Annotated in this window: 16 protein-coding genes and 1 riboswitch; of the genes, 5 read left to right on the top strand and 11 right to left on the bottom strand. The window is 41.3% G+C overall.

The features are described 5' to 3' along the window. Positions 1 to 6: 6 nt before the first annotated feature. The 6 genes from CST_RS04025 to CST_RS04000 all read right to left on the bottom strand — a co-directional run bounded on the left by CST_RS04025 (position 7) and on the right by CST_RS04000 (position 4,661). Positions 7 to 708 (bottom strand): hypothetical protein, encoded by a 702-nt coding sequence (locus tag CST_RS04025; protein ID WP_015358548.1) that lies wholly within the window; start codon positions 706 to 708, stop codon positions 7 to 9. A gap of 38 nt (positions 709 to 746) precedes the next feature. Further along, positions 747 to 1,292 carry a DUF1836 domain-containing protein gene (locus CST_RS04020; RefSeq protein ID WP_015358547.1) on the bottom strand — a complete coding sequence of 182 codons (546 nt, stop codon included), beginning with the start codon at positions 1,290 to 1,292 and terminating at the stop codon, positions 747 to 749. 519 nt (positions 1,293 to 1,811) lie between these two features. Further along, positions 1,812 to 2,567, bottom strand: coding sequence for an ABC transporter ATP-binding protein (locus tag CST_RS04015; protein ID WP_015358546.1), 756 nt, complete (start codon positions 2,565 to 2,567; stop codon positions 1,812 to 1,814). Positions 2,568 to 2,639: 72 nt separating this feature from the next. Then, a complete protein-coding gene (locus CST_RS04010) occupies positions 2,640 to 3,644 on the bottom strand; it encodes an ABC transporter substrate-binding protein (RefSeq protein WP_015358545.1) in 1,005 nt (334 codons plus the stop codon). Further along, the gene (locus CST_RS04005) at positions 3,641 to 4,399 is read right to left on the bottom strand and encodes an ABC transporter permease (protein WP_015358544.1); all 759 of its coding nucleotides are present in this window, start codon (positions 4,397 to 4,399) and stop codon (positions 3,641 to 3,643) included. Before CST_RS04005 ends, CST_RS04010 begins: the two co-directional genes overlap by 4 nt. After that, entirely contained in the window at positions 4,374 to 4,661 is a 288-nt protein-coding gene (locus tag CST_RS04000; RefSeq protein WP_015358543.1) for a thiamine-binding protein, read from the bottom strand. Before CST_RS04000 ends, CST_RS04005 begins: the two co-directional genes overlap by 26 nt. A 159-nt stretch (positions 4,662 to 4,820) precedes the next feature. Beyond that, positions 4,821 to 4,928: riboswitch (TPP riboswitch) on the bottom strand. Positions 4,929 to 5,224: 296 nt separating this feature from the next. Between CST_RS04000 and CST_RS03995 the strand changes: the two genes are divergently transcribed. Next, positions 5,225 to 6,727, top strand: a complete 1,503-nt coding sequence (locus tag CST_RS03995) for a glycosyltransferase family 39 protein (protein WP_015358542.1) — start codon at positions 5,225 to 5,227, stop codon at positions 6,725 to 6,727. On the opposite strand, the gene CST_RS03990 is transcribed toward CST_RS03995, so the two are convergent. Together CST_RS03990 and CST_RS03985 are read right to left on the bottom strand one after the other, a co-directional pair. Then, the gene (locus tag CST_RS03990; protein ID WP_015484925.1) at positions 6,690 to 6,959 is read right to left on the bottom strand and encodes a DUF1294 domain-containing protein; all 270 of its coding nucleotides are present in this window, start codon (positions 6,957 to 6,959) and stop codon (positions 6,690 to 6,692) included. The two genes, CST_RS03995 and CST_RS03990, sit on opposite strands and share 38 nt — an antisense overlap. Positions 6,960 to 7,047: 88 nt before the next feature. Further along, positions 7,048 to 8,580, bottom strand: a complete 1,533-nt coding sequence (locus CST_RS03985) for a tagaturonate epimerase family protein (protein ID WP_015358541.1) — start codon at positions 8,578 to 8,580, stop codon at positions 7,048 to 7,050. Between the two features lie 158 nt (positions 8,581 to 8,738). Here CST_RS03985 and CST_RS03980 point away from each other — a divergent pair, with 158 nt between their 5' ends. Continuing rightward, entirely contained in the window at positions 8,739 to 10,238 is a 1,500-nt protein-coding gene (locus CST_RS03980) for a UxaA family hydrolase (protein ID WP_015358540.1), read from the top strand. Between the two features lie 38 nt (positions 10,239 to 10,276). On the opposite strand, the gene CST_RS03975 is transcribed toward CST_RS03980, so the two are convergent. Next, positions 10,277 to 11,122, bottom strand: coding sequence for an AraC family transcriptional regulator (locus tag CST_RS03975; RefSeq protein ID WP_015358539.1), 846 nt, complete (start codon positions 11,120 to 11,122; stop codon positions 10,277 to 10,279). Positions 11,123 to 11,362: 240 nt separating this feature from the next. Between CST_RS03975 and CST_RS03970 the strand changes: the two genes are divergently transcribed. Further along, entirely contained in the window at positions 11,363 to 12,751 is a 1,389-nt protein-coding gene (locus tag CST_RS03970; RefSeq protein WP_015358538.1) for a family 4 glycosyl hydrolase, read from the top strand. A gap of 489 nt (positions 12,752 to 13,240) precedes the next feature. Here the strand turns inward: CST_RS03970 and CST_RS03965 are convergent, their stop codons facing one another. Then, a complete protein-coding gene (locus CST_RS03965) occupies positions 13,241 to 14,272 on the bottom strand; it encodes an aldose epimerase family protein (RefSeq protein WP_015358537.1) in 1,032 nt (343 codons plus the stop codon). A gap of 507 nt (positions 14,273 to 14,779) precedes the next feature. Between CST_RS03965 and CST_RS03955 the strand changes: the two genes are divergently transcribed. Then, a complete protein-coding gene (locus CST_RS03955) occupies positions 14,780 to 15,913 on the top strand; it encodes a response regulator transcription factor (protein ID WP_015358536.1) in 1,134 nt (377 codons plus the stop codon). On the opposite strand, the gene CST_RS03950 is transcribed toward CST_RS03955, so the two are convergent. Beyond that, a complete protein-coding gene (locus tag CST_RS03950) occupies positions 15,841 to 17,565 on the bottom strand; it encodes a cache domain-containing sensor histidine kinase (protein ID WP_242823591.1) in 1,725 nt (574 codons plus the stop codon). The genes CST_RS03955 and CST_RS03950 overlap by 73 nt on opposite strands. A 283-nt stretch (positions 17,566 to 17,848) precedes the next feature. On the opposite strand from CST_RS03950, the gene CST_RS03945 reads away from it, so the two are divergent. Then, the gene (locus CST_RS03945; protein WP_015358534.1) at positions 17,849 to 18,766 is read left to right on the top strand and encodes an ABC transporter permease; all 918 of its coding nucleotides are present in this window, start codon (positions 17,849 to 17,851) and stop codon (positions 18,764 to 18,766) included. Positions 18,767 to 18,776 lie beyond the last annotated feature (10 nt).

Here is an 18,776-nt window from a genome sequence, read left to right as displayed (position 1 = left end):
CCCCCTTTACATTTTTTCTTCAAGTTCCTTTTTTTCGGATAAATTCTTCGGTTCCACGACAAGTACGCCGTCATCGGTAATATCCACCACGACAACTTTTTCACCGGTTTTTACGGGTCTGTCGATTCTTGTCGTTGCGTCAATTTCACATAAGCGTTCCTGAACTATGACATTTACTTTTCCCCGTCCGTTGGGTGGAATGGTAAGGTATACCTCCCCCTCCTTGCCTACAGCGTTTTCATACCTGATGTTTCCGCTCTGCTGCATTCTCAGGAAGGTGTAAACAACCCAGGCAACGAAATACAGAGCAAGGCTTCCTGCAATAATTGAAAGTACAACGGCTGCAAAATTTGAAAGATTCCAGTCAATAGCCGCGACTCCCATCCAGCCTCCGACCGCAAAGAACGCCACAACGCTTCTCAGTGTAAAAAGGCGCATCCCTGCGGCCCCCTCTTCCAGATCAGGCCCGTCATCCGCCGATCCGTCGTCTAAATCGGCAGCGGCTTCAGTATCGGACAAATCGTCGGGTATCCCGTCCTGAACATCCGAAACGGGATCCACGTCTGCGGAATCGGGACCATCCGTATCTGCTTCGTTCGCCAAACCGATCAGCTGCAGAATAAACTGCAGTATCATCACAATCGTGGCGGGGATGGCAAAAGTCGCGAATACTTTCTGCAGTTGGGTCAATTCATTCCACCAATTCATAAAAACCCCCTTTCTGTTTTTTATTTTAAAATTTAAAGTCAGATATTTTTTGTCAACTGGTTCGCAATCCTTTTGTATTCTGCCGACCACCAGGCGTAAATCATGGCCTGCAAAACCAGTTTAAGTCTGTCTTTTGCTCCCGGAAACGGCTCTTTAAAATCCATAAGCCGTTCATCTATTTTTCTGACAAGCGTGTCATTATCAAACCCTTCTTTCAGTTCTCCCGACAGGAGAATGTCACACAAGCACTCGTAAATTTCGCTGTCATCCATAATGTTGTCTGAGTCATCCAGCAGGTTTCCATTTACATAACTTAGCAAATTAGCTACTTTCTCAATTACAAATGTCTCGCGAAGGAAATTAATAAGTATAATTCTTGCCACCTGTTCTTTTGAATACTTCCGATCTACGGGATGAGCGACATACCCTCTCTTTATCCAGTTCTGAATTGTTCCGGGTTCCAGCCCGGTAATTTCACAAACCTGCGACAGCGTAATTCCGTTCGTAACAGAAAATAGTCCTGTAAGCAACCCCACAGGCGATACCGGCACCACCGTTCCCGGAAAATAACAAGGCGAATGCATAATTAAAAATTCCCTCCCAATTTCATGCTTTATTTTTCGGTGTAAAGCAATATAAAACCCAATTATTTCACAGTCGTGTATTCATTTAACACTGTAATATAACTGTAAAATAATATCACGTATACTCATGTTATATACTAATGAATACACATCATGATTATATGTACTTATTTAACTTTAATTAGATTATATATCATAATCTTATGTCTGTAAATAATGTTCATTTGACTATATATACTAAAATTTACTCAGTTTAAGCAGTTATATTAAAATATCTTTTTCATTCTCTTTAAATCTTAATATTTTGTAATTTTTTATGCAAATATATTTTGCTGACCCAACAGCGGAATTATCGGGCCGGAGCGCCGGCAGAAGGAAAACAATGAGTTGAATCGACCGATTAAGCAATCATGCGGATACTTTCCGGGCACAAAAAAAACCCTGCGGGAAAAAGATTTTCCATGCAGGGAAAAGCCAACAAAAATTTTATTCGACGGATTTTCAGCTACCCGGAAATTGTTAAATGGTTAAAGATTTCATCAGATATTTTTTATATTCAATAAAAACGGGAGTATAAATAATATCCCGCTTTCTGGGCCTTTCCAGCTCTATGTTTAATCTGTCAATAATTCTTCCCGGCCTCGGCCCCATCACATAGACTTCATCCGACAGATATACCGCTTCCTCTATGTCATGGGTTATAAAAAGAACGGTTTTCCGGTGCTTCTCCCATATGTTTAGCAGCCAGTCCTGCATACGATTCCGCGTTAAGGCGTCCAGCGCTCCGAAAGGCTCGTCCAGAAGCATTACAGAACCTTTCATCAGCCACGTCCTCAGGAACGCGACCCGCTGCCGCATACCGCCTGACAGTTCATCAGGGTAAGCGTCGGCAAAGTCTTCAAGGCCGAATTCAGATAACATTTTTTGAACAAAGCCGGTGTCAGTATTCTTCAAAGACCCGTCCAGTTCGAGCGGAAGCAAGATATTCTGCCGGACGTTTCTCCACGGCAATAGCAAATCCTTCTGCAGCATATATGCTATATAAGGCCTTGTAACTTTTACATCGCATCCATTAACAAATACCGACCCGGTGAAATCCTTCTCCAGGCCGGCTATAATTCTGAAAAGAGTGCTTTTTCCGCACCCGCTTGGACCTATTATGGATATGAATTTACCGTTTTCAGCGCTTAAATTGACGTTTTCCAGAGCTTTAAGCTCTTTGTTGTTCAATATATAGGATTTCGATAAATTAATTATTTCAACAGCAGGTTCCATTTCGGCCTCCATGTTTCAGCATGCAAAAATTTCAGTATGGCAAAAGGCCATATACCGGTTGCACATAGTTTTTTATTTCCGGTTTAAAAACTCATTCGTAAAAGCCTTTGACACATCTATCTTTTCGTCAATAAAACCATTTTCATAAAGCCACAGCATGTACCTTTCCCATACTTCCTGCTTTTGCATTCCCCAGTATTCCGCATCTTCCTGGTACTTTTCCGCAAGATATTTCTGGCTTTCCATAACCAGTTCCCTGTCAAGTTCAGGGACGTTTTCCAGAAGGATCTCCGCCGCTTCTTCAGGTTTTTCAATACAAAATCTGTATCCTTTTTCAACCGCCCTCATGAATTTACGGACCACTTCGTTGTTTTCTTCAATCATTTTTTCGCTCGTTATAATGACCGGGGTGTAATAATCAAAAATATCGGACAGTTTTCTAAGCTCAATATAATTCAGCTCAATCCCTCTCAGCTTCGCCTCAATCCCCGTCCATCCTTCAAAAATCCACGCAAAATCCACTTCTCCCGTGGTTGACACCTGAAAGAAATCGGCATCACCCGTTGTAAGAATGTTAAGTTTTGACGGATCGGCCCCTTCCTGTTCCATCAAATAACGCAGCGTTGCTTCCTCGACCGGAGAGCCCCATCCTCCGTATTTTTTGTTTTCAAAATCCTTCGGCGAAGTTATGCCTTTTTCGGCAAGCGACGCGAATCCCGACGTGTTATGCTGGATCACCGCTGCAATGGATACAATGGGTATGTTCTCCGCACGGGCAAAAGTCACCGCTTCCTGATAACTTATTCCAAACTGGGCGGAACCCGCGGCAACAATCTGCTCAGCAGTCCCCTCCTGGGGCTGAACGATGGTTACATCAAGACCTTCATCCTCAAAATATCCTTTGCTTAACGCAACATACAGTCCGGTATGGTTTGTGTTCGGTGTCCAGTCCAGAACGGCAGTAGCCTTTATTTTATCATTTATGTTATCCGTTACTTTATCCGTTTTCTGCGCTCCACATCCTGTCGTAAGCGCTATTATGCAAACCAATACTAATATCGACATATATTTTTTCATAACGGAATTCTCCTCCTTATAACTTTCTTTTCAATAAAGGATATTGCGTAGAAAATTGCCAGACTGAGCACAATAATAATCATAACGTCGGCAAACAGCGCCGCGGTTTTAAATGTCTTCATTGAACGGGTAAGGAAAATACCCAAACCTTCCTGGGCTCCCACCCATTCAGAGAGAACCGCTCCGGTAACACTGTATGCAGCCGCTATTTTCAGCCCGGAAAAAAACTGCGGCATGGCTTGCGGCACTCTGATTTTCCACATGATTTGCGACGGAGTTGCCCTCATAACCTGAAGCAGTTCATCCAGTTCGGGTTCGGTGGATGTCAATCCCTGCACAAATGCCACCGTTATAGGGAAAAAACATACCAGCCCCACTATAAGCACTTTTGGCAGAATTCCGAAACCGAACCATATCATGAAAAGCGGCGCAAGGATATACAGTGGTATTGTCTGGCTTATGATCATGTACGGCCATAAAATTTTGTACAAAGTTCTGAAGCGTACCATCAAAAGCGATACCGCAACCGAAAGTATCAGTGCCGCGGCAAACCCCAGAATAACCTCCAGTAAAGTTACGGCGGTATGCCTCATAAGTATCGGGAATGAATCAACTAAAGCCTTCACCACCATACTTGGAGCAGGTATAAGATAATCAGGTGTTTTCAGTATATACACAAGGCTCTCCCATATAATAATCAGAACAGCGAAGGAAACAGGCAGACTAAAATTATCTGTATTTATTAATTTTTTCATCCATTGTCACACCTTCAGGTTTATAATCTATTTTCACTATAGATACCACCCTGCTGGCTCCCTCATTGATGCAAATCTCCTGGGCTTTTCTGACAATATCCAGCAGTACGTCCAGTTCGCCTTCCATTGTGGTTTCCATAGGGCCGACGATGTACTTGACACCGCTTTGCTGAATTAGTTCAATAACCTTGTCAACAACCGGGTACACCCTGTCTTCGGATACGACCGGAAGAACCTGAAGGCTTACATTGGCAAGAGACATCGCAAATCACTACCTTTCCACACCGTTATTGGGCTTTTGCCATCATTCAGTTGCAACTGAATTCGGAATAATAACCTGAACCGCGTAAACAGGAAGGGTTTGATTCACAGAAACCCATTTACATAAACAAAAAACCGCCGGGAAAGGCGGTGATTGTCAAACAGTATGTAAACCCTTCCCTACGCCGGCATTACCCGGATCAGGTCTTGCGGTCGGAGCTGACTGCTCCCTCTCAGCCGTCCGTTAACGGCTCCCGCAGGCATATATTCTATTGGTTAATTTTATAATAATACTCTACCTTTCTACTGTCAAGCAAAAGCTTCCTGCTTTATTTTTTTAGGCACAGGCTTCATCAATGCAATATTACCGCCTTTATTCAGCCTTAAGAACAAAAGAACTGCCGGTAAGCCAAAGTCGGTTTTGAAGACGCGTTTAACAGTTGACCTGTAATTGCTTTACCTGTAATATATAATATTATGAAACAAGTATATTATTTGAATTTCCAGTAAAAATGTCTATAATTATAGAAATAAACGGAAAAGCAAGGAGGAAACAATTATCAATTGGTTCCTGAAAAAGAAAACATACCCAAAACCATGAATATTACCGCAAAAATTATACTCACATGTACGATATTTTTCTTAATCATTATCCTGTACCAGAACATTGAAAACGTTTTTCTGCTTTCAATCTTCGAAGTGTTTGTTTATTTGAGCATACTCATATTAATTATGGGGATAATGTTTCATTTTATTAAATTCCTGCCTGAGAAAATTTTTCCGGTATTAATCGTAATCATAAGCCTTTTACTGCGTCTGTGTTTTATTTTTCTAGTGCAGACTCCTGTTAACAGTGACTTTTTAAAAATCTACAACGCGGCAAAAGACGCAGCGGAAGGTAATAATGCCTGGCTTGGGCAAACTTACTTTACAACATGGGGATACCAAATTCCTTTTGTATATTATGAAGCCTTCATTTTAAGGATATTTGGCTCAGTCTTTGCGCTGAAACTTCTGAACGCTGCATATATGGTAGTTACAAACGTACTGATTTATCTCATTGCCAAAAAATGCGTTGATTCCCGTGCCGCATTTATTGCCGCCTTCTTATACTCGATATATCCCGCACCGATTTTACTTTCTTCAGTTCTCACCAATCAGCACATATCCCTTATGTTTTTTATGTTAAGCATTTATTTTTATTTTGTAAGTCATTGCCGATACCGTATAACATTATCAGGTTTATTTTTATTCTTTGGAAATCTGATGCGTCCTGAAGCAATGGTAATAATTGCCTCATTTTTAGTTTTTACCGTTATAATTATAACCGGTAAACCTAAACGGGAAATTGTAAAAAATATTGTATCAGGCACATCTTTATTGTTTACCATTTTTATACTCCTTTCAGTTCTGGCTTCGGTGCTGCTTAAAGTTACAGGAGCAGCCCCAGACGGGATCTCAAACAATTGTCCCGAGTGGAAGTTCGTAGTAGGACTGGATACGGCAACAAACGGTACCTACAGCGAAAAAAACGCGCATATAATATCGATAAAGGATTCAGATCTCCGCCTTCATGAAGCCAGAAAAGCAATTACTGCCTCGCTGAAGGAATGCAAAAGTATATATTCATTTTTCTGGAATAAGTTAAAAGCGATGTGGGAAAACTTGGAAAATACATCCTGGTCTTTGCCGCATATACAAAAAAACAGAATTGTGTGGAGCAATATTACATATGAAAAAGTTATCAATAACATCCTTTATTTTGACAAAGCCGTTTACATACTGTTACATATTTCAATCGTTGCGGCCTGTGTAATTTTATGGTTAAAGCCGGCCGCGCCGGATAACGTTCCTCTTTTCCTTACGATTTTAATTCTTGTAAATTACATTGTTTACCTTTTAATTGAAATACAGACAAGGTACAGATATTTTATAATGCCTGCCTTCTGCATGCTTGCTTCCACGGCATTTGAGCCTGCTATTAAATCATTGGAAAAAAAAGCACACCGGCCACGCCTGTCGGATAAAATCACAAAAAAAGCAGTAAGATTGCGGTTTCCGCAATAAATATAGCCGGAATTCCTATCATGAATTTAATACTTCTTACCTTATGATTAAAAACAAGACAGCCCATATACACCCCCAGTCCACCGCCGAGCGCCGCCAGCAGCATAAAACTGTTTTCCGATATTCTCCATTTTTTATGTACCGCTTTGTACTTATCCATGCCGGATATAAAAAATCCGACGATATTTACTGCTATCAAGTACAGAACAATAATACTTCGGAATCCGTCCATCGCCCCGTCCCCCTTTCATTTAAAGCCCATAACAGAACAGGCAGAGTTGCCTCTGCCTGCCTTAAAATTTTTACTTTGGAATATTATATTATAACAAACCAAGCCCTTCAAGATGTCTTCCGATGTGTTTTTTCAACGCATTGGCGTATTCTTCCTCGTATTCATACAGAACTTTGTACAGTTCATCCTTGAACAGCGGGTTGCCGTTTTCATCCTTTGCCTGCAAGATATGCCCGTAAGTAATATGCATAACCTGCCTTGAGTCGTCCCTGTTCATCAATTCAGGAAGTTCTGAATCGGCAAGTGTTTCAAGAGCGGGGATGTTCTCCACTTTCGCGCCGATATGGTAATACTTTTTGGCATCTTCGAGGTGTTCAAGGGCAAAGGCATGCATTCTCCTGTACAAATCGGGCTTATGCCTTGCAATTACTCTGACCGCCTCAAGCCAGTTAGTGCCTGCGGTTTTCAGATGATATCTTCCGTTTGTTTTTTCTCCGACTACAGGGAATACTTTGAACTTGTCGCTCCCCGAATGAACGCTTATCTTATACCCGAAATGATCTGCGATTGCCGCATGAACGGCAAACTCGTCGGTAAACTGTTTCAGATCTCCTATATAATCAATCCCTTTCTGGAATTCACCGCAAAATCTCGGGGCAAGGCTTGTTATTTCAACTCCGCCGTCGATAAGTTCCTGGGCTACGAAATAGTGGGAAGCGGGTGAAGTAGGCGTCAACGTTTCATCTATTGACATTTCGAAATCTATCGGTCTTCCGCATTTTGCAATAATGTTATGATAAATGTCAAGAGTATGGCGGATGGCCCCACCGTAAACACAGGCCATACGAATCAGATCTTCTTCGGAGATGTGGAAACTGTAATTTCCAATCTTAACATCCCTGTTCAGATATTTTCTTTCCCATCTTTCCCGTTCTTCTTCGGTAAACCTGGAATACTTCTCCCTGAGCTCGGATAAACCGGCATGCGCCGCAGAATTGTCTATGTGCTCTGAACAATCAAGGGTAATCATTGTCATTCCGACATTCAGAGACATTTTAACTTCTTCCGCTGTCTTCAGGTGATCTCCGTCAGCACCGTACCCCTTGGTGTAGCCTTCCTGGAACACTGCCCATGCGGCCGCCGAGATAACATCCTCATATGTTCTTCCCGTTAAATTAAGTTCTCTTATGGACTGCTGGGCAAGCACCGGAAATACGTCCAAATCACGGATAAGCCTAATATGTCCCGGAGAAGCCAGACCAAGGCGATCGCCAAGCCCTATCGTTATATTTTTACCTTTATGGGGCTGAGGATTGGTGTATGGGAAAATTTTTCTTATCACATAGCAATTTTCGTTGGATAACGGGCATACTTTTACCTTTAAACCGTTCTCTTCGGTCTGATTACCTTTAAGTTCCTGAAGTCTGCTGTCCTCACCTACAACCACAAGGCATTTTTCGTTTTCACCACGGGCCATCATCACAATGGCATTCCCCACCTCATTGATGGAACGGGGATAAACGCCGTAGTTTCCAAAGGCCTTCTCGGCTTCCGCCCTGAGAACCTCAATATTCTTTTCTTTTGTACAGAAATCCTTGACAAAGTCTTTCCAGTTTCCCATAATTATTCTCCTTTTTTTATGTTTTTTGCATTGGTTAAGCTTTACACTAATTCTACAGATATATTATAATTGTAAGCGCTTACTTATTCAATAGAACCAGGCAGGATTTTATGCCCCCTGCAAGGGCGTCCTATTCGCCATGAAAGCGGGTTTTTCGTATGGAAAAAGATATTTTAATTATTAACAGCGCAGACAATGTAGCCATAGCGCTGAAGCCCCTTAGAAAAGGTTCCAGGCTGAATTGCGGTAATCACGGCATAACCGTTCTGGATGATATTCAGACAGGTCATAAGATTGCCTTAAGAAATATAAACAAAGGTGAAAGTATAATTAAATACGCCTTTCCCATTGGACAGGCAACCAGTGATATCCGTGCGGGAAGCCATGTTCACATTCACAACATGCGCACCGGTCTTGCTGGTTTGTTGGACTATGTATATAAAAAAGCAGACATCCCGCCTCTTCCAAAAAAGCACGCAACTTTCATGGGATATAAAAGAAAAAACGGAAAAGTGGGAATACGGAATGAAATCTGGATTATAAACACCGTCGGCTGCGTAAACCGGGTGGCTGAAAGGCTTGCCATGGAAGCAAACAAACTCTTCCACAGCCGCACCGACGGAATATATACTTTTGTCCATCCGTATGGATGTTCCCAGCTTGGCGATGATCTTGAAAACACACGTAAAATACTTGCAGGACTTGTAAACCACCCCAACGCAGCAGGAGTCCTGGTACTGGGTTTGGGCTGCGAAAACAACAATATCCCTTCTTTCCGGAAGTATCTTATGTCTTCGGATACTTTATACGACAGGGAACGTATAAGATATCTCTCATTGCAGGAAACCGAAGACGACATTGAAACAGGCCTTTCACTGATTGGTGAGCTTGTGGAATACGCAAGTGGGTTTATACGCCGGCCATGCCCCGTTTCAAGCCTTATTGTGGGTTTAAAATGCGGCGGCTCTGACGCTTTTTCAGGAATTACGGCAAATCCGCTGGTAGGAGCTGTATCCGACATTATAATTCAACACGGCGGTTCTGCAATCCTTACCGAAGTTCCGGAGATGTTCGGAGCAGAGACAATCCTCATGAACCGGTGTGTAAATGAAAACATATTTGCTAAAATGGTAAATCTTGTGAATAACTTCAAAAAATATTTTATGAGCCATAATCAGCCTGTTTACGAAAATCCGTCGCCGGGAAACAAAGACGGCGGTATTACCACGCTTGAGGAAAAATCCCTCGGATGCGTTTACAAGGGCGGAACAGGCCCGGTGGTTGATGTTCTGGATTACGGTGAGCAGGTAATAACCAACGGATTAAATATTTTAAACGGACCGGGAAATGATATTGTCTCGGTAACAAATCTTGCCGCTTCGGGCGCACAGCTTATTCTTTTCACAACCGGCAGAGGTACCCCGCTGGGCGCTCCGGTACCTACGGTGAAAATCTCTTCGAATACCGCATTATACAAAAAGAAACCTCACTGGATAGATTTTAATGCCGGAGCTATGCTCGACGGAAAAACAATAAATGATTTGGCTGAGGAGTTGTTTGAGCTTGTTCTGAAAATTGCTTCGGGTGAAATAGCAACAAGAAATGAAGAAAACGGATACAGGGAAATTGCTATTTTCAAAGACGGAGTTATTCTTTAGAAGAAAGAATAATAATATTAAATGCCGGTATTTGCAGTTTAAAATCCAGGCTGTTTTCTGTACTGTAACGGCGACATGCCCGTCATTTGCTTAAATACCCTGCCGAAATGGGTCTGGCTTTCAAATCCCGTTAATTCGGCAATCTCCATTACACTCTTTCCCGTTTCCTTTAAAAGCTTCCTCGCTTCCTTAATCCTTATGCTGTTTAAATATTCAACGAAAGTAAAGCCTGTGGTCTTTTTAAAGGTCCTGCTTAAATGGCTCGGCGTTATGAAAAATTCCTCCGCCACCTGTTTCAGCGAGATTTTTTTCATGTAGTTCTCCATTAAGTAAAGGGCCACTTCGGACATCTTGTTCTGGATACTGCTGCTGTATCTTTTCTGCTCATTGAACTTTTCCATATTCCGGTTAATAAACAGCAGCAGTTCGGTAAGCAGTATTTTCTCATAGGTCCTGTAACCCTTCTGCTTTTTCCTGTCCTCTTCAAGCATTTTCATCAGTATGGACTGTACAAAACTCTGTTCTGAAACATTAAGGTGAATTACTTTGTTTTCGCTGAGGAAACAGTCGAGCAAACAGTTGTTATCATCCAGCAAAGGCGCAATAAAATCCTTCTTGAAATTGATTAGAATCCTTTCATGGGCGGAATTGTTAAAATCCATTGTCTTGTGTATATCGTTTATGTTTATAAGAACAATATCGCCTTTAACAACGGGGTATATCTTGTTCTGGATAAAATAATTCCTTCGGCCTTCCAGCAGATAATATATTTCATACACATTATGATAATGACAGACAGGCATGTTGAATGTAGTGTCATGTTTCTGTCTTGTTATATAAAAAGGCTGCTCGAGGATATTGTATACCTTTAACTCCCTGTCCATAAAACGCCTCGCCTACCGGTTTTTTAACCTTTATGGGATACCTGCCGTCAGATGTATGCGTGGGTTTGTCATATTCCCTTAAAATATGGAGATACTCCTATTATAAATTATTGGAATAAAAAAAGCAAAATTTGTTGATATTTTTACGTATGAGCAATTATAATCGAGAAATTAAATATTTTTTGATATATAATCTATTCCGTAAAAGTTTATCCAACTATCTGTATTGGAGGAATCATTATGAGAAGAATCGGTGACAAGGTCACGGACATTAAAATCGCATATATAGGCGGCGGCTCAATGGGTTGGGCGTGGAATCTGATGAGCGACCTGGCAAACGAGGAACAGCTGTCAGGTACCGTCAGACTTTATGATATTGATAAAGAAGCAGCCGCAAGGAACGAAAAAATCGGTAATTCCCTTAAGAACCATCCTAATGCGAAAAGTCAGTGGGATTATATAGCAGTGGACACTTTGGAGGAGGCATTAAAAGGTGCCGATTTCGTGATTATTTCCATCCTGCCCGGAACATTTGATGAAATGGAATCCGACGTGCATCTTCCCGAAAAATACGGGATTTATCAGTCGGTGGGAGACACGGTAGGTCCAGGCGGCCATGTCCGCGCCCTTCGTACGATACCGATGTTTGTGGAATTTGCCAATGCCATTAAACAATGGGCGCCTGAAGCATGGGTAATTAATTACACCAATCCTATGACACTGTGTGTCCGCACACTGTACGAGGCTTTCCCCGAGATTAAGGCTTTCGGTTGCTGCCATGAAGTTTTCGGAACACAGGAGCTTTTGAAATCGGCTCTTGCTGATATTGAAGGAATTCAGGCCGGTCACAGAAGAGATATCAAGGTGAACGTTATTGGAATTAACCATTTTACATGGCTGGATAAAGCCACATACGAGGGTCGTGATCTGTTCCCGATTTACAAAAAATTTGTCGACAAATACTATGAAACAGGCTTTGAAGGAACCAAGAAAGGTCACTGGATGAACGATTTCTTTGCATCGGCAAACCGCGTAAAATTTGATCTGTTTAAACGCTATGGAATTATAGCTGCCGCGGGGGACAGACACCTGGCAGAATTCTGCCCGCCGTGGTATCTGAAAGACCCAGAAACAGTAAGATCATGGATGTTTGGTTTAACCCCGGTAAGCTGGAGAAAGGAAAACCTTAAGAAAAGAAGAGCAAAGAGCGAACGTCTGGTAAACGGTGAGGAACCATTTGAACTTAAGCAAAGCGGCGAAGAAGGAGTGCTTCAGATCAAAGCCCTCTGCGGTCTGGGAGAACTGGTCACCAACGTTAACCTTCCAAACAGAGGTCAGATAGCCAACCTGCCGATTGGAGTGGTAGTGGAAACCAACGCGGTGTTCAGTCACAACTCCGTACGTCCCGTCCAGGCCGGAAGTCTGCCTCCCGATGTACTGAACCTTGTTTTCAGGCATGTCATCAATCAGGAAACAACGCTCAAGGCCGCATTAAAGAAAGACAAGGAACTTGGCTTCAGGGCATTTGCCAACGATCCTCTGGTTACAATAAGCATAAACGACGCATGGAAGCTTTATAACGATATGTTACGGAATACAAAGAAATACCTGCCCGGCTGGGATATCTGAAAACAAACCGTTCGGGCATCAGGATGAAAAGGAGCTGTCCCAATTTTACAAGATTATCAGAGTACATTCTTGCACAAAAAGTAGAGTAATAATGTTTATATAGGCAAATTTTTATATCTGAGATCGTTTTAGGGGAAGTGAAAATTTAACTGTTTTTTCTCTTCCCTTTTATTTTTTGATAAAATAGGAATTTCCAGAAGCAGGACGTATGAGAAATGTACGTTAATCACAAACCTATCAACTTAATCTAACCGTTTTTGAGTTAAATAATTACATGTGTTTCGATATACGCATTTATCTCTTCAGTTTGGACAGGCAATCTGCGACAATTCTGAAAACACTGTAGATTGAAAGAAACATCCATTATAGGTATTAAGAAGCATAAGAGGATGTAACTGAAATAATCGATGGAGTGAGGAAGGCGGCCTGTAAAATTCTAATTAAAAAAGGAGCTGTCTCATGTGTTTTTCTGAGACAGCCCGGGCTGAATTATTCGAATTTGTATACTGTTATATGATGGTAAAGCTCTCCGGCTTTCAATACGGGAGAAGGGAAATGTTTATGTTTCATGGCATTCGGGAAAAATTGGGTTTCAAGGCAAAACCCGCTCCATCTGCCATACCGTATGCCGCCTTTTCCCGCTATTTGATTCAGCTGATTTCCGGTATATAACTGAACCCCGGGTTTGGTGGTGTAAACCTTCATTCTTCTGCCGCTCGCAGGATCAAAAACCTCGGCGGCGAACTCGGGCTCTTTTCCGCTTACATTAAGCACAAAATTATGATCATACCCGTTAAAGTGCTTAACATGAATACTACCCGACTGAATTCCCGGTCCAAGCGGCTTTAATTCCCTGAAATCCATCGGCGTTCCTTCCACGCTTATTATCTCTCCCGTCGGAATGCATTCTTCATTATTTACGGTGAACCTGTCGGCATTTATTTTAAGCTGATGTTTCAATATATCCCCCGAACTGTGGCCCGACAGGTTGAAATAACTGTGATTGGTCAGATTTACAACGGTATCGGCGTCGGATTTTGCTTTATAATCAATTGAAAGGGCATTATCCTCTGTTACTGAATATGTAACGGTAATATCAAGATTCCCCGGGTAACCCTCTTCCCCGTCAGGGCTCAGATAATGAAGTTTGAGAGTATTATCGGTCTGTTCCAGAACATCCCACACAACTTTGTCAAAGCCTTTTATTCCGCCGTGTAAATGATTGTTCCCGTCGTTTTTCGCCAGTCTGTATTCTTTTCCGTTCAATTCGAAAACGGCATTTTCAATACGGTTGGCATGACGACCTATAATTGCACCGAAAAACGGGCTTTTCCCATAATCCTCCAGATTGTCGCAGCCCAATACAACGTCATCCACGTTGCCGTTTCCGTCCGGAACATAAAGTGACACAATTATGCCTCCGTAATTAATTATTTCGGCTCTCATGCCTTTGGAATTACCTATTGTGAAAAGATAAACTTCAGCGCCTTCAGGGGTTTTCCCGAATAATTTTTTCTCCATTTTAAGACCTCCCATCAATGCCTTATTATTAATTTATCCGGAAAATCAATTTCCCGGAATATTGTTAGCGTCCGATAAATTTTCTTATATTCACTTCAGGCTGTAAAACTGTTAGGGATAATATATTCAAGTAATGACTGAAGGTCTTTTTATTCATTCCGGATAATGCCGTATTTTCAACCCAAAAGTCTGTACGGTCAAATCCGTATAAATTATACCATTTTCAAGCAAATACTTACAACAGTGCATTATTCCATCGGCCATTTTAACAGAAGTGCCGGATTTTTTTGATTTATTAATGTTGCATACAGGACGCTTTTCAGTCCAGCTTGACATTAAAAAACAATAAAGATATATTAAAATTGCGGTAAAAACATACGATAACGGGGTATTTTCAGTTTTCAACATACATGAATTGCACTTTAACCCTGTTTGCCTTATCATTCATATCCTTGATCCGGTTTAAAAGGCTGTTGCAAATTTTGAACTAAAGCAAGGATGAATTATATGTACAGAGTTGTTCTTGTAGATGATGAACCTTGGGTTCTGTCAGGTCTTGAGGAACTGGTAGACTGGAATAAATCAGGATTCGCCGTCGTTGCCAAATTCACCGATCCCGAGCAGGCTCTGAAAGAAATCATTCGTATAAGACCCGATGTAATTTTTGTGGATATCCGCATGCCGAAAATGTCGGGCATTGAACTTACCGCCTCCCTGAAAGAACATAAAATTGATTCGGAAATAGTCTTTATAAGTGCCTACCGGGATTTTGAAGCTGCGCGCAAGGCGCTTCAATATGGTGCATGTCAGTATATTCTTAAGCCTTTTGACCAAAATGAGGTGGAAAACACCATCCGCCTTCTTGATGACAAAATCAGAAAACGAAAGGGCCTTGTCTCAGTCAACCCTGAGGAACCAGACAACATGTTGTCTCCCGAGGTTGAACTTCTGTTCCGGACAGCAGCAAAATACCCGGTTTGTTGCCTTGCATTATGTGATCATTCGTCAAATATTTCACCTGACAATGATTTAATTGCCTGTACACCTTTGGTAATCAAGGGAGAGTCTGCTGCTTATCTGTTGTCAGCCAAAACCAAAGACAGCATATACGGACTTGTGTCGTCCTTTAAAACCGATCCGTCTGACGGAAAGGGTTTCAGCAGAATATACCCTGACTTTACGTCATTTCCGGAAATGCTGAAAGAGGCCAGGTTTTCATTAAACTGCGGGTTTACCTATTCAGCCAATCCGCTGACTGCCGAAATTCAGTTGTTTATCTGCCGTAATATATCCAAAAACCTTACTTTGGCTGATTTGGCATCAGAATTTTTCCTTTCCGAAACCTACCTGAGCGCGCTTTTCAAAAAAAATACAGGCCGCACCATAACCAATTTCATACAGGACATCAAGATTTTTTATGCAGCAAGACTGCTTCTTAACACAAACCTGGAACTGAAAGACATTGCATCGCAACTGGGATATGAGGATTACAGTTATTTCGGTAAACTTTTCAAAAGGAGTTTCGGCATCTCACCTTCATCTTTCCGCGATATAGCAGGCAAAGAGTGCTACAGTAATTCATATTCCATAAACGATGTGTCACGTGGGTGTTTCGGGAACACAAGCTCTACCGATGTATAATACCCGCAGCGTGAATTTATAATAAGTCTGCTCTGTTCTCCGAAAACCAGCTTAAGCCTTTTTGCAATATTGTAAAGACCGATACTGTATTTTTTTTCCACATTATTCTCCGACTCCATATTCGCTACAAGCTCTTTAAGCTTTTTCTCAGGTATTCCGCATCCATTGTCACTGATTCTTACATGAAGCATGCTTTCTCCCGAAATATCACTGATCCAGCTTTGAATCTGTATTATTTTGAGATGGTTTCCATTGCTGTCTGTAAATCCATGTGTTATCGAATTTTCAACTATTGGCTGAAGGCAAATCGGCAATATGGGATGGCTGAATGTCTCGGGAGGTATGAACATACGAACTTCAAAACTACTGCCGGTTCTAAGTTTCATAAAATTTAAATAGTTTTTTAAATGTTCAATTTCTTCGCTTAATGTAACAACAGTGTTTGAACGCAAGGAATACCGAAACATTGCAGACAATGAACTGATCACCTTCTCAAGAGGTATTGCATTATAATGCCTTGCCATGCTGCGCATGCACTCCAAAGTATTAAAAAGAAAGTGGGGGTTTATCTGGCTCCTGTATGCATATATCAGGGCCTGCTTCTGCTCTATAACCGCATTGTAAAGTTTTCTCTGCGTCTCGCGTTCTTTCGCATGTGCCTGTTCAATACTCTCCAGTGTGAGATTAATTCCGTTTGACAGTTCCTGAAGCTCAAGCACGTTAACAGGTCTAATCCTGGAACATTCCCCTTTCCTTACCCTCCTTACATCATTTACAATCTGTTGAATCGGACTGGTAACAAACCTGAAAAGCTGCATCATCATCGCAAAGAGCAAAACCATAACGACCGAGATCAGTATATAACTTATATTTCTTACGCGAATAATCCCTCCCAGCAAATCCTTCTCCGGAATCATATACACCAATTTCCATCCAAACTGGGGTAAAGTTATGGAATTGCTTAAATATTTTTCGTTACCCACGCTGACCTTTCCATGGCTGTCTGTAATGTTTCTTAGGGCATTTATCTCAATTTCACTTAAATTCCGGTTTGATGAAACTATACTGTCTTCATAAAGCACAGCCATTGCGCTGCGTGACGATTTATCAATATCCAGCCATTGTATCAGATGGTTTAAGTCACAAAGAATCACACAAATAGCACTTTCATTCCGTTCAAATTTTCGGTCTCTGACATTGTAAAAAGGATAGAAATAAACAACATAAGGCGTGATTTTCAAACCGTCATCATAAAAGCTTGTGCTGAAAAAAGGAGCATCAATGTTTTTACCGCCTGTCAGTCCATGTTCCTCCAATGCTTTGCTGAAAATGCGTCTTTTTGATGAATCACTTGAAAAATTCCTGCCGTTTTTGTTGTTGTATATGTAAATTGCGCTGATATTCGGATTACTGTCCAGTATAAAATTTAAAACATCCTCTGCGGGACTTGCGGCAATAAAATATTCCTCCGGATTGTCAAAAAAAGTGATGGTCTGAATGTCACTGGAATAAGCATATTGCTTTGCAGATTCATTGATACTCTCAACACATTCTATCAACCGTGTTTCTATATTGTCAGCAAGGGATTCGAATGACGTCTGGATCTGCCCTTCCAGTTCCAAAGAAAAAATATAGAAATACATCCCGACCATAAAAACAAGAAAAAATGCCATAATGCCTGAGCTTATATATATAAGTGTTTTCAGAGACATATTTTTAAACGGCATAATTACAGTTCGGCACCCCTTTTTAACCGGGTTAGTCCAATTATATCACAACAATGATTTTAATTGTATATATTCACTAATTAAATTAATCAATCAAACAATCTCACTTTATTATTTAAAAATCATAAAAAAATACCACAGAAGCATAAATATCTCCCTGTGCAGTGTAACGAAAACACAATATAATTTACTCATGGGGGGTAAGGAAATGGAACGGATTCGAAATCTTGCAAAAAACATCTGGAAAAACCGAATGATTTATACTCTGCTGTTACCCGGACTAATATGGTATATCATTTTTGCGTATGGCCCTATGGGCGGCCTTACACTCGCTTTTAAGACATATAAGGCGAACCTTGGAATTTGGGGAAGCCCATGGTGCGGATTTGAAAATTATGTTTATGTTTTTCGCGATCCTTCTTTTCTCGCCTCTGTATGGAAAACTCTTTACATAAACGTAGGAAGAGTACTTGCGGGATTTTGTGCTCCGATTATATTGGCGCTGATGCTAAACGAAATCCCGTTTGAACGCTACAAAAAAGTTGTTCAGACGGTGGCTACGTTCCCGCAGTTTCTGTCATGGGTTGTGGTATCCAGTATCATGATTAATTTCTTTGGTTATAACGGACCTGTTAACAGTTTAATTTCACTTTTAACGGGCAAGACAATAAACTTTCTTGGCAATGAAAAAATTTTCATTCCAATGCTTTACATCACCGAAATATGGAAAACCACAGGCTGGTATGCAATTATTTATCTTGCTGCAATTGCAGGAATTAATCCTGAACAATATGAAGCAGCCAAAATTGACGGAGTTACGCGCATTCAAAATATTTACTATATTACCCTTCCGAATATCCTGCCAACCATATCAATTATGCTGATACTGACCATCGGAAATCTTATGTCCGCGGGTTTCGACCAGGTTTTCAACCTGTCAAATGCAGCAGTGCGGGATGTATCCGAAATTCTGGATATGTACATATACAGAATAACATTCCAGTCATCCCCTGATTTCTCATTTTCCACAGCCGTCAGCCTCTTCCGTGCGGTTATCAACATGGTTCTGTTGCTTATCGCCGACCGTGCTGCAAAGCTGCTTGGCGGGGAAGGCCTTATAGGTTAATACAGGAAAG

The sequence above is a fragment of the Thermoclostridium stercorarium subsp. stercorarium DSM 8532 genome (assembly GCF_000331995.1).
GTDB lineage: Bacteria > Bacillota > Clostridia > DSM-8532 > DSM-8532 > Thermoclostridium > Thermoclostridium stercorarium.
This window is presented reverse-complemented; position numbering and strand designations above follow the sequence as displayed.